We start from the raw sequence: 12,054 nt of genomic DNA on the forward strand, positions 1-12,054 counted from the left end.
ATCTTCATCCGCGATGGGGGCGGTGACCGAAGGGGGAGCGAGCGTGACGCCATGTATCATCCCGATCTGATCCGCCATCCGGATAGCTGCCCCGCGCTCGTGCTCAACGCGGACTATAAGCCGCTGAGCTATTATCCGCTTTCTCTCTGGCCTTGGCAAACGGCGGTGAAAGCGGTGTTCCTCGATCGCGTGACGATCGTCGACGAATATCAGCGCGAGGTGCGAAGTCCCACCAGCGCGATCAAGCTGCCATCGGTGATCGCGCTCAAGCAATATGTGAAACCTTCCGAACATCCCGCCTTCACGCGCTTCAATCTGTTCCTGCGCGATCGCTTCTGCTGCCAATATTGCGGCATTTCCAGCGATCTGACCTTCGATCACGTCATCCCCCGCGCCCAGGGCGGGCGCACGACATGGGAAAATGTCGCCACGGCCTGCGCGCCCTGCAATCTGAAAAAGGGCGGACGGACGCCGCGGCAGGCGGGGATGCAGCTTCACATCACCCCGATCCGGCCGACGAGCTGGCATCTGCAGGAACATGGCCGCGCCTTTCCCCCTAATTATCTGCACGATACCTGGCGCGACTGGCTTTACTGGGACATCGAATTGCTGGCCTGAGCGCTACGGAAGCGAGTCAAAAAAAGCACGGCTTCGTTACGCCAGCGACCATAGGCCGTTGACCGCGTTCCTGCCGCAGTGCAGCATCGCATCATGGCTACATCACCCCCCATCACGCAAAATCCCGATATTCGCTTTCTTGGCAAATTGCTGGGCGACGTCATTCGCGCCTATGGCGGCGAGACGCTGTTCAAGCGCACCGAATATATCCGCGCGACATCGGTGGACCGGCATCGCGGCGTGGCGGGGGCGGATGGCATCGATACCGGGCTGGATGCGCTCAGCCTGGACGAGACGATCCAGTTCGTGCGCGGCTTCATGCTGTTTTCCATGCTCGCCAATCTGGCGGAGGATCGCCAGGGAATCGCCGCCGAACCCCAGGCCGATCTGGCCCATGCCATGGCGCGGCTGGCGAAGGAGGGGATAGACGGCAAGGCCGCGCTGGCGATGCTGTCCGATTCGCTGGTGGCCCCGGTGCTGACCGCACACCCCACCGAAGTCCGCCGCAAATCGATGATCGATCATCGCAACCGGATCGCCGAGCTGATGAAGCTGCGCGATGCGGGCTTGAGCGAGACACCCGATGGCGATCTGATCGACGAAGCGATCTTCCGGCAGATCGCCTTGCTGTGGCAGACGCGGACGCTGCGGCGTGAACGGCTGTTCGTGGCGGATGAAGTAGAGACCGCGCTTGCCTATCTGCGCGATACATTCCTGCCCGTCCTGCCCGCGCTTTATGCCCGGTGGGAGCGCGCGCTGGGACATCGCCCGGCGAGCTTCCTGCGGCCCGGAAGCTGGATCGGCGGGGATCGGGACGGCAATCCTTTCGTCACCGCCGAATCGCTCACGCTTGCGCTGTCGCGCTCCGCCGAAACCGTGATCGCCTGGTATCTGGATGCGCTGCATGGGCTGGGTGCCGAGCTTTCGATTTCGAGCGAGCTGGCGGAGGCGGGCGCTGAAGTGGCGGCGCTGGCTGAGGCGAGCGGCGACACCGCACCCAGCCGGCAGGACGAACCCTATCGCCGCGCGATCACAGGCATCTATGCGCGACTGAGCGCGACGCTGCAGCAGTTGACCGGCAAGGCGGCACCGCGCCCGTCCGCGATCAGGGGCAAGCCCTATGATGGGCCAGATGCGTTTCGCGCCGATCTCGTGGCCATCGCGCATGGCCTGGCGGCGGCGGGCAAGGGCGCGCTCAATTCGGGTGGCGCGCTGGGGCGGCTGATCCGCGCGGTCGAGACGTTCGGTTTTCATCTCGCTACGCTCGACATGCGGCAGAATAGCGCGGTGCATGAGCGCGTCGTGGCCGAACTCCTCCAGGTGGCGGGCGTTGAAGACGATTATCTGGCGCTGGACGAGGATGCGCGCGTGGCGCTGCTGCGGCGTGAGCTCATGACGCCGAGGCCGCTCTCCAGCCCGCATTTCTCCTATTCCGAAGAGACCGCGGGCGAACTCGCGATCGTGCGGGCGGCCGCGCAGGCGCACCGGCTCTACGGACCGGATTGCATCCAGAATTACATTGTCTCCATGGCGCAGAACGTCTCCGATCTGCTCGAAGTGAACATCCTGCTGAAAGAGGCGGGGCTGTACCGGCCGGGTGACGCTGCCGAAGCGGATATCATGGCGGTGCCTTTGTTCGAGACGATCGGCGATCTGGAGAATGCGCCGGACGTGATGGGCGCGTGGTTTGCTTTGCCGGAAATTGAGACGATCGCCGGGCGGCGTGGGCATCAGGAAGTGATGATCGGCTATTCGGATTCGAACAAGGATGGCGGCTATCTGACCTCCACCTGGGGACTGCATCAGGCGAGCCTCGCGCTGGCACCGGTGTTCGCGCAGGCGGGCGTGGGGATGCAATTGTTCCACGGGCGCGGCGGCGCGGTGGGGCGTGGTGGCGGATCGAGCTTTGCGGCGATCCTCGCCCAGCCGCGCGGCACGGTGCAGGGGCGCATCCGCATCACCGAACAGGGCGAAGTGATCGCCGCGAAATATGGCACCCGCGAAAGCGCGGCGAGCAATCTGGAGGCGATGGCCTCGGCCACATTGCTGGCGTCGCTCGAATCCGATCCGGTGCCTGAGAAGGAGCGCGCGCGCTTTGGTGCGGCGATGGACGAGATTTCGGGCGCGGCGTTCAAGGCCTATCGCGGGCTGGTGTATGAGACGGACGGATTTCGCACCTTTTTCCGCCAGATGACGCCGATCGCGGAGATCGCGACGCTCAAGATCGGATCGCGGCCGTCCAGCCGGAAGAAGACCGATGCGATCGAGGATCTGCGCGCGATTCCCTGGGTGTTTTCATGGGCGCAGGCGCGCGTGATGCTGCCGGGCTGGTATGGCGTGGGGCAGGCGCTGAAAGGCTATAAGGATCAGGGGCTGCTGCGCGAAATGGTGCAGAGCTGGCCGTTCCTTCAGGCCACGCTGGCCAATATGGAGATGGTGCTCGCCAAGTCCGACATGGCGATCGCCGCAAATTATGCGGCGCTGGTGGAAGACAAGGCGCTGGGCGATGCGATTTTCGGGCAGATCAGCGATGGCTGGAACGCTGCGCACGATGGCCTGCTCTCGATCACGCGGCAGACGCGATTGCTGGAGAAGAATCCGTCGCTCGATCAGTCGATCCGGCTCCGCCTGCCCTATATCGAGCCGCTCAATCTGCTGCAGGTGGAACTATTGAAGCGGCACCGCGCGGGCGAGGCGGATGAGAGGATCGCAGAAGGGATCCAGCTTTCGATCAATGCGATTGCGACCGCGCTGCGCAATAGCGGGTAAGGGGTGAAGCAGCATCAACGTCACCCTGAACTTGTTTCAGGGTCCATTTTGAAGTCCTGATCAATGGCGGGGCGGACGAATGGATGCTGAAACAAGTTCAGCATGACGGCGGTTTTGAGGGTGGCCCCAAAACCTAACCACACACCACTTCACCCGACCCCAGTGCATTCACCGTGCAGGCGGGTTTGCCGCCGATGGCGACGCCACCAGCCCCCGAAGACACCACTTTGGCGCTCAGTTTCGCGCCAAGCGTCACATTGCCCGCGCTCTCGCTGGTCACTGTCAGATCGTTGGCGATCAGGCCCGCGCCGTCGATCGTCGCTGCACCGCGCACTATGGCGGTGAGCGCCTTGGTGGCACCGGCGAGCGTGAGATTTCCAGATCCGGCCAAGCCGAGATCGAGCCTGTCCGTCTCCACCCGCCCGATGGTCATGCGTGCGGATCCTTCAACTGCCAGGCTGAGACGGGGGCCGCGCACCTTGTCGATCATCACGCTGCCGCTGCCGGAAATGGCAGCGCCACGCAATTCGCCCGTGGTGAGCCGGATGATGACCGGGCCGCCCTTCTCGTCATCCGGCCAGCCGCCCTGCCATGCGGTGCGGTTGGTGCGGATGGTGAGCAATGTGCCCTGGACGGCGATGTCCACCCGGTCGATCGCCGCGCGGTCGCCGCTGATCTTCGCCGAGGTTCCGCGCCCCGTCACGATTTCCACGCGATAGGGGCCATCCACGCGGATCCGGTCGAAGCTGGTGACGGTCGCAACGCGGTCGGCGGCGAGGGCCGGGCCGGGCAGCATCAACAGGGCGGCGATTAGGAAGCGCGGGGTCATCTCCGGATCATGACGGCAGCAACGGCGGCCTGCAAGCGGCGCGTGCCCTCAGCGGGTGCAGGTGACATCGCCCGATCCGATCTTCGAGACGCTGCACTTGGCTCCGCCGATGATCTCCACGTCGCCCGATCCGACGATCGAAACGCTGGCATGGCCGGTGGCGCCCGCCGTCACGCCGCCCGAACCCGCCACCGAGATATCGGCGTCTCCGGCGGTCAGCGTGCCAGCGTCAATCCCGCCGGAACCCGCGATCGAATATTGGGCGCGACCTGCCGTTCCCGCCAGTTTGGCATCACCCGATCCGGCGACATCAAGCGATAGCACGTCCGCCTTGATCTGGCGGATGTTCAGTCCGCCCGAACCCGCGATGGAGCCATCGAAGCTGGCCCCCGTCACGGCATCGATATCCATATCGCCCGATCCGGCGACCGACGCGGCCTTGATCGCGGGCAGGGCCACCGTCACGGTGGCCGCGCCCTTGCTGCCGCCCCAGCTTAGACCGGATGACTTATCGCGCCCGATCCTGAGCTGATTGCCGACGACTTCCACGGTGAGCCGCGCCAATATGCCGGTGTCGCCCGTCGCGGTGACCGACGGCGGCCCGCCGACGCGCACGATCACATTATCCGGCCCCGTGAGCGAGACCGAGTCGAAGCCCGAGACCGCAAAGCTGCGGGCACCCGACACGCCCGAGGGCTTGCTGCCCGCTTCGGAAGGGGAGCAGGCGGTGACGAACAGGAAAGGGATGGCTACAATGAGGGTGCGCATGATCAGGCTCCTAGCTGTATTGCTATAATAATACAGTTACGGGCGTGGCCTGTCCACCCCCAACAAAAAGGGCGGCCCCTGCGGACCGCCCCTTCTGGTTGTTTTCGATCGAAACGGCCGGATTATTCGGCCTTTTCCTTCACATGCAGCGGTGCCGCCTTGTTCAGGATTTCGAGGATCTTGGTCTGTGCGCCAACTTCGTCCGTCTCTTCCATCGCACCGAGTTCGCGGGCGAGGCGGCTGGTGGCCGCTTCGAAGATCTGGCGTTCGGAATAGCTCTGCTCGGGCTGATCGTCCGCGCGGAAGAGATCGCGGACCACTTCGGCGATCGACACGAGATCGCCCGAATTGATCTTGGCTTCATATTCCTGCGCGCGGCGCGACCACATGGTGCGCTTCACCTTGGGCTTGCCCTTGAGCGTTTCGAGCGCTTCCTTGAGCGTCTTGTCCGAAGACAATTTACGCATCCCGACGCTTTCGGCCTTGTTGGTGGGCACGCGGAGCGTCATCCGCTCCTTTTCGAAACGCAGCACGTAAAGTTCGAGCTGCATTCCTGCAATATCGGTACTCTGGAGTTCGATGACACGGCCAACGCCGTGCTTGGGGTAAACGACATAATCGCCGACGTCGAAGGACAGCGCCTTGGAAGCCATAGGTGATAGACCTTTCCATGGGAGAATTTGACCGGAAATGGGTCGCCTGCCTCTGTGGGCAAGATGACGAACGGCCATGTCCGGCGATCAGATAGGTGTGACTCTCCATCGCGGCGTGCAGGGAGCATCCGCGTTCGATGAGCGCCATTTAGCAGATTCGTAACAAAAATGCCAGCCCGCAGTCTTTTGTTGCGGACTGGTCTGGAAACCGTAGCGTCAGACGCGGCGGATCAGTCGCCCTGGCCGGGTTCCGGGGAGAAGTATTTTTCAAACTTGCCTTCGGTATTCTTGAACGAGTCCGCATCGTCCGGCGCGGGGCGGGCGCGCGTGATGTTTGGCCACTGCGCCGAGAAAGTGTTGTTCAGCTCCAGCCACTGCTCAAGCCCGCTCTCGGTATCGGGCAGGATCGCCTCGGCCGGGCATTCCGGCTCGCACACGCCGCAATCGATGCACTCGCTGGGATTGATCACCAGCATGTTGTCGCCCTCATAGAAGCAGTCCACGGGGCATACTTCCACGCAATCCATATATTTGCAGCGGATGCAGGCATCGGTGACGACATAGGTCATTGGGGCAGTCCTCCTAGAGTACGTCCCGATAAGCGGGGAAAACCGGATTTCCGGCCGGGACGTGCTTCAGATCAATGTCGCCCTGCTATTCCCGCCCTCGCGCTTCGTCAATCCGAGGATTTCTTTACCGGATCGATAGCCAGATCAACATACAGCGTGGCGGCTTCCACGGGCGGACCGCGCCGAACCGGCAGCCGGTCTATGCGGATCAGGCGGATGCCACCGGGCAAGGGCAGGGTGAGCACGCTACCGGTGCGCACCGGGCAATGCGCACGATCGATCCGGCGGCCATCAAGGCGGATATGCCCCTTCTCGCAAAGCGCCTGCGCCGCGCTGCGGCTTTTGCACAAACGCGCGAACCACAGAAAGCGGTCGATCCGCTGCGTTTCGCTTTCCCGCTCAGCCCCCATTCGCGACAAGCACTCCCAATTCGGCAAAGGCATTGCCGGGGTGAACGGCGCGGATCTCGCGCGGCCGGGTGCGCCCGCGATAACGCCAGCCCGCTTCGTGGGTTTCGAACCCCAGCAGCCGCATCAGCCGCGCGAGCGAGTCCGTCGAAAGACCCAGTGACGTGGCGAGCGAAGGATCGGGTAGGAACAGTTTGCGCCCGTCGCGCCCGTCATGCGCGGCGCGGGCGATCCGCTCGGCCAGATCGATCCGGAGCGATTGCGCGCCGAGCGTACGGAATTCGGGCAGCGCTGACGGATGCGCGAGGGTGACGACACCAGGCGCAGGCATGGGCGGCATCGCCGTGCCCTGTCGCACCGCGCGCAACGCCGCCCGCCATCGTATCGCCTCGGGCTTGAGCAATTGCGGGTTGAAGAGATCGAGCGCACCGATCACGAGCCCCAGCCTGCGGGCTTGATGGCGACCATCGCGATCGAGCGCGGCCAGCGCCTGGTCGAGCGGCGCACGGGGGGATAATCCGCCGGATTCAGCCAGCGGCGCCAGCAACGCCCGCAGCGGCGGCGTCATGGCGGCATCGCGCGCGGCATCGGCAATGCGCTGGAGCGGCTTCAGATGCCTGGCGAGCATCGCGGCCAGCCAGCGATCGAGCCGTTCGATCGCCGTGCGCCGCACGGGTTCGTCCAGCGCATCCAGCGCGCGATCCGGCTTCACCCGCGGCGCCAGCAGGGTTTTTCCAGGAGCGAGATGCGCGACCCTGAAGCCCGCCCATGCGATCGACAGGGGGCCGCTCGCCGCGGTATCGAGCGTGAAATCCTCATCCGGGGCGGCGGCGAGTGCGGCGGCGCGGCGGCTCAACTCCCGGCCCAGCCGCCGCTCGGCCACGGCCAGCAATTTGCGTCGGTCCGCCAGCCGGGCATCGGCGGCCACGGTGAAGCGGAATCCGTCGAGCCGCCCGATCGGCTCATCATCCACGCGGACTTCGCCATCCTCGGCGATGGTGACGGGGATCGAATCGGGATCGCTGCCAATCTCGCGCATCAGCACGGCGGTGCGGCGATCGACGAAACGCTGGGTGAGTTTTGCGTGCAGCGCGTCGGAAAGCTTTTCCTCCAACGCGCGCGTGCGCTCGGCCCAATGCGCGGGATCGGCCATCCAGTCCGGGCGGTGCGCGATATAGGCCCAGGTGCGCGTGGCGGCGAGCCGGCCCGCCAGCGTCTCCACATCGCCCTGCACCGAATCGAGCCGCGCGATCTCGTCGGCGAACCAGGGCACCGGCACATGCCCCGTGCCCTCGCTCAAATGCCGGAACACGCGGCCGGCGAGACGACTGTGGTGATCCGCGCCAGACTTGCGGAAATCGGGCAGACCCGATGCGGCCCAGAGGCGGCGGACCATCGCCGGATCGGTGGTGCGTTCGCGCACCCAGGGTTCGCCCGCCAGTCGCTTGAGCACCGCCAAGTCGATCGCTTCCGGCGCAGCGCGGAGCATCGGCTGGGTGGGGCGCGCCTCCAGCGCGCCGATCAGCGCATCGAGGCTCGACAGATCTGGGAGGCCATCGCGCCAAAAAAGATGGTCGAGCGGCGGGAAACGATGCTCCTCAATCCGCTCGATTTCCTCGGGTGTGAAGCGGATGCCGCCATCCTCCGCGCCCAGCGTGCCGAAAGTGCCGTCCTTTTGGTGCCGCCCGGCGCGGCCCGCGATCTGCGCCATCTCCGCCAGCGAGAGCCTGCGGCGGCGGCGGCCATCAAATTTGGCGAGGCCTGCGAAGGCAACATGCGCCACATCCATGTTCAGCCCCATGCCGATCGCGTCGGTGGCGACGAGATAATCGACCTCGCCCGCCTGGAACATATCCACCTGCGCATTGCGGGTGCGTGGGCTAAGCGCGCCCATCACGACCGCGGCACCGCCCTTCAGCCGGCGGAGCATCTCGGCTACGGCATAGACTTCTTCCGCGCTGAACGCGACGATGGCGGAGCGCGGCGGGAGCTTCGAGAGCTTCTTGGCTCCGGCATAGCTCAGCGTGGAAAAGCGCGGGCGGGTAATGATCTCAGCATCGGGGACGAGGTTTCGGATCAGGGGCTTGAGGCTTTCAGAGCCGAGAATCATCGTCTCTTCCCGCCCGCGCGCGCGCAGCAGCCGATCGGTGAAGACATGACCGCGTCCGGGGTCTGCGCCGATCTGCGCCTCGTCCAGCGCGACAAAGGCGACATCACGGTCCAGAGGTCCTTCGGCTTGCCGGCCAGGCCGGCCGCTCAGGACAGGCATGGATTCGGCGGTGCAGAGGAACCACCGCGCCTTGGGGGGCAGGATCTTTTCCTCGCCGGTGATCAGCGCGACCTGGTCCTTGCCCTTGATGCCGACCACGCGATCATAGACTTCGCGCGCCAGCAACCGCAGCGGAAAGCCGATCATGCCGGAGGAATGGCCGCACATGCGCTCCACCGCCAAATGGGTCTTGCCCGTATTGGTGGGGCCGAGGATGGCCGTGACCGGGCTTCGCGCGAACTGGCTCATGAAATGCAAGATCGGCAATCCGGACGCCGGGCGCAAGCATCATGCTGTTAAAATTAAGGTTCCATGCGCCAAACCGCTGAACGGCACGGCTCGTCGCGCTTTGGGGGGATGTTAACCATCTTAATTTGACTTTAACCAGATCGGTCCACAGACAAAGGGCCGGGTCGGTTCAAAAGAACCGCAGGGCAAGTATTTCACGGTTCCGGGGGGCGCACAGCCTTGTATCAGCGTAGTGACCATGGTTTTGGCGCAGGCGGAGCCACCGCAGCGCTGTCTATGGATCATGCACTGCCTGCGCCGGTCGCGCCCGCATTTGGGCGCAAAATTGCCAGGCTGACGCCATGGCAGCGTCTGGAAGCCGCATTCATCGATGTGGATCTCGTCCCCGATCTGGGTGCGCGCGTCGGATCGCGTGAATGGTTTCGCGGTCTCGTCACCTGCACGATCCTGTGTGCCTCAGCCATTTACATGTCTCCCGGCTTTGCGCCGCTGAACGCGGTCTCGCCGCCGGCCATGCCCGAAGCGCAATGGGATGAAGCGCGCGCCCAAGCCATCTCCCCGCTCGCCTTGGGCGGGGATACCGGGCGGCGCATGGCCGCGACCGATGCGGTGGTGCCGCTCACCGATATTCCCGAACGCCCCACGATGGAGCTGGTCGCAACATTGGGGCAGGGCGATGGCTTTGCGCGCGTGCTGACCCGCGCGGGCGTGGCCGAAGCCGAGGCAAGCCGCGTGGCGGAGCTTGTTTCCGGTGCGGTGGCACTCGGCGATATCAGGCCGGGCACGCGCATGGATGTGACGCTGGGCCGCCGCGCCAATCGCAGCCAGGCGCGGCCGCTCGATCTGCTGGCCTTCCGGGCGCGCTTCGATCTGCGGCTCGAAGTGACCCGCGTGAACGGCGCGCTGGCGCTGACGCGCATTCCGATCGCGGTGGATCATACGCCGCTGCGCATTCAGGGTGTGGCGGGATCGAGCCTTTATCGCTCGGCGCGCGCCGCGGGTGCGCCCGCCAAGGCGGTGGAAACCTATATTAAGGCGCTGGCCGGCAAGATGTCGATCGGCGACGTCGGCGCGAACGACCGGTTCGATATCATCGTGGAGCAGGCGCGCGCCGAAACCGGCGAGGTGGAAACCGGCGATCTGCTCTATGCCGGGCTGGACAGAGGCAAGCGCCAGGTCCGTCTGATGCAGTGGAGCGTGGACGGCCGCACCGAATGGTTCGAAGCATCCGGCGTCGGCCAGAAGCGCGGTGCGATGGCGCAGCCAGTCTCCTCATCGCGCGTGACATCGGGCTTCGGGATGCGCCGTCATCCGCTGCTGGGCTATTCGCGGTTCCACAAGGGCATGGATTTCGGATCGCCTTATGGCGCACCCATCTATGCCGCCACCGATGGCATTGTCGCCTTTGCGGGGCGGCATGGCGGGCATGGCAATTTCGTGAAGCTCAGCCATGCCGGCGGGATCGGCACGGCCTATGCGCATATGAGCCGGATCGCCGTGAGCGCAGGCGCGCGCGTGCGCCAGGGGCAGGTGATCGGCTATGTCGGCTCCACCGGGCTTTCGACCGGGCCGCATCTGCATTACGAGCTTTACAAGAATGGCGTGGCGATCAATCCGCGCTCGATTTCCTTCACCACGACCTCGCTGCTCAGCGGCTCCGACCTCGCCAATTTCAAGGCGAAGCTCAATGGATTGATGAGCGTACGGGCTGGCACGCCCGCGCCCATGGCCGGTCGCAGCGGATCGCCGGCGGGCGCTGTGAAGGCTTCGCGTTAAGCACAAGGCGCGCCGGTCCAGTGGACGACCCATTTTATACGACGCTGGCCCTTTGCGCCGCCGGCAAACTCGCTTAATCGGCGGCGGATGACACATTATCCCTTTTCGCCCACCCACCCACTCTGGCTGCTGGGTTGTGGCAATATGGCGGGCGCCATGCTCGCGCGCTGGCTGGAAACCGGTCTCGATCCGGCGGCGGTCACGGTGATCGATCCCAGCCGCACGGAGGCACCCGCCGGCGTCCGCCTGCTCGCGGCACCGCCGCAGGGCGAAGCGCCGCCCGCGGCGTTGTTGCTCGGGGTAAAGCCGCAGATTTTTGCAGCGGCGAGCGCGGGACTGTCCATCAAGGGCAGCGCGATCATCTCGATCATGGCCGGCGTGGATGGCGCGAGCCTTGCCGCCCGCTTGCCCGATGCGAGCGCGATCGTCCGGCTGATGCCCAATCTTCCCGCCGCACTCGGCAAGGGCGTCGCTTTGCTTCACGCCAGCAAGGGCGACGCAAAGGCGATGGCGGACGCGCTGGCCACGCCGCTCGGGCTGGCATTGTGGGTGGAGAGCGAGGCGCTGATCGACGCTGGCACTGCGGTCTCCGGATCAGGCCCGGCCTTCGTCTATCGCTTCATCGACGCCATGGCGGCAGGGGCCGAGAAACTGGGTTTCACCGCGGATCAAGCCCAGGCGCTGGCTTTGGCGACCGTGGAGGGGGCGGCGGCACTCGCCAGCGCATCGCCCGAATCGCCGGCAATATTGGCTGATCGCGTCGCCAGTCCGAAAGGAACGACGCGCGCGGGGCTGGATGTGCTGGATGAGGATGCCGCCATCTACACGCTGATCCATCGCACGCTGAAAGCGGCGGCGGATCGCGCGGGGGCGTTGGCGGAGGAAGCGCGGAACGGCTAGCTCGCCGCGATCACCATCCAACTTTAGGTCAGACGCTCCGGTTACGTCTACGATCCAGCGCCTTCTTGGCGACATAGGCACCGCCCAGGATCAGCCCCAATGGACCCAGCCGGCGCAATCCGCCTGCCGCCGCCGCACCGATCACAGCGCCCTTCAGGCCGCCTTGGCCATCGCGCTTGTCGATTTCGCGGCCAACCAATGCGCCGATCACCTTGCCGATCATGATAGTCTCCCTTGTTCGTCCATG

At 65.1% G+C, this 12,054-nt stretch carries 11 protein-coding genes; 4 read left to right on the forward strand and 7 right to left on the reverse strand.

Going from position 1 to position 12,054, the window contains the following annotated elements; all coding sequences use genetic code 11:
- Positions 1-51: 51 nt before the first annotated feature.
- Positions 52-618, forward strand: coding sequence for an HNH endonuclease (locus FHS49_RS00700; RefSeq protein ID WP_184015875.1), 567 nt, complete (start codon positions 52-54; stop codon positions 616-618).
- A gap of 93 nt (positions 619-711) precedes the next feature.
- The gene (ppc, locus tag FHS49_RS00705) at positions 712-3,387 is read left to right on the forward strand and encodes a phosphoenolpyruvate carboxylase (protein ID WP_184014402.1); all 2,676 of its coding nucleotides are present in this window, start codon (positions 712-714) and stop codon (positions 3,385-3,387) included.
- A 133-nt stretch (positions 3,388-3,520) separates the two neighbouring features.
- Here ppc and FHS49_RS00710 read toward each other — a convergent pair whose 3' ends face one another.
- The 6 genes from FHS49_RS00710 to FHS49_RS00735 all read right to left on the reverse strand — a co-directional run bounded on the left by FHS49_RS00710 (position 3,521) and on the right by FHS49_RS00735 (position 9,131).
- Positions 3,521-4,216: a head GIN domain-containing protein gene (locus FHS49_RS00710; RefSeq protein ID WP_184014403.1), complete on the reverse strand. Its 696-nt coding sequence runs from the start codon at positions 4,214-4,216 to the stop codon at positions 3,521-3,523.
- A 48-nt stretch (positions 4,217-4,264) separates the two neighbouring features.
- Positions 4,265-4,984 carry a head GIN domain-containing protein gene (locus tag FHS49_RS00715; RefSeq protein WP_184014404.1) on the reverse strand — a complete coding sequence of 240 codons (720 nt, stop codon included), beginning with the start codon at positions 4,982-4,984 and terminating at the stop codon, positions 4,265-4,267.
- A gap of 122 nt (positions 4,985-5,106) precedes the next feature.
- Entirely contained in the window at positions 5,107-5,637 is a 531-nt protein-coding gene (locus FHS49_RS00720) for a CarD family transcriptional regulator (RefSeq protein WP_184014405.1), read from the reverse strand.
- Positions 5,638-5,867: 230 nt separating this feature from the next.
- Positions 5,868-6,206: a ferredoxin FdxA gene (gene fdxA, locus FHS49_RS00725; protein ID WP_184014406.1), complete on the reverse strand. Its 339-nt coding sequence runs from the start codon at positions 6,204-6,206 to the stop codon at positions 5,868-5,870.
- A 107-nt stretch (positions 6,207-6,313) separates the two neighbouring features.
- Positions 6,314-6,616, reverse strand: a complete 303-nt coding sequence (locus FHS49_RS00730; protein ID WP_184014407.1) for an RNA-binding S4 domain-containing protein — start codon at positions 6,614-6,616, stop codon at positions 6,314-6,316.
- Positions 6,606-9,131, reverse strand: coding sequence for a helicase-related protein (locus tag FHS49_RS00735; RefSeq protein ID WP_184014408.1), 2,526 nt, complete (start codon positions 9,129-9,131; stop codon positions 6,606-6,608). Before FHS49_RS00735 ends, FHS49_RS00730 begins: the two co-directional genes overlap by 11 nt.
- A gap of 276 nt (positions 9,132-9,407) precedes the next feature.
- Here FHS49_RS00735 and FHS49_RS00740 point away from each other — a divergent pair, with 276 nt between their 5' ends.
- Positions 9,408-10,907: a M23 family metallopeptidase gene (locus tag FHS49_RS00740; RefSeq protein ID WP_184014409.1), complete on the forward strand. Its 1,500-nt coding sequence runs from the start codon at positions 9,408-9,410 to the stop codon at positions 10,905-10,907.
- An 87-nt stretch (positions 10,908-10,994) separates the two neighbouring features.
- On the forward strand, positions 10,995-11,807 hold the full coding sequence (locus FHS49_RS00745; RefSeq protein WP_184014410.1) for a pyrroline-5-carboxylate reductase family protein: 813 nt from the start codon (positions 10,995-10,997) through the stop codon (positions 11,805-11,807).
- A 28-nt stretch (positions 11,808-11,835) separates the two neighbouring features.
- On the opposite strand, the gene FHS49_RS00750 is transcribed toward FHS49_RS00745, so the two are convergent.
- The gene (locus FHS49_RS00750; RefSeq protein WP_184014411.1) at positions 11,836-12,030 is read right to left on the reverse strand and encodes a hypothetical protein; all 195 of its coding nucleotides are present in this window, start codon (positions 12,028-12,030) and stop codon (positions 11,836-11,838) included.
- Between the last annotated feature and the right edge of the window lie 24 nt (positions 12,031-12,054).

Origin of the sequence: Sphingobium boeckii (genome assembly GCF_014199215.1) — a bacterium.
Classification (GTDB): domain Bacteria; phylum Pseudomonadota; class Alphaproteobacteria; order Sphingomonadales; family Sphingomonadaceae; genus Sphingobium_A; species Sphingobium_A boeckii.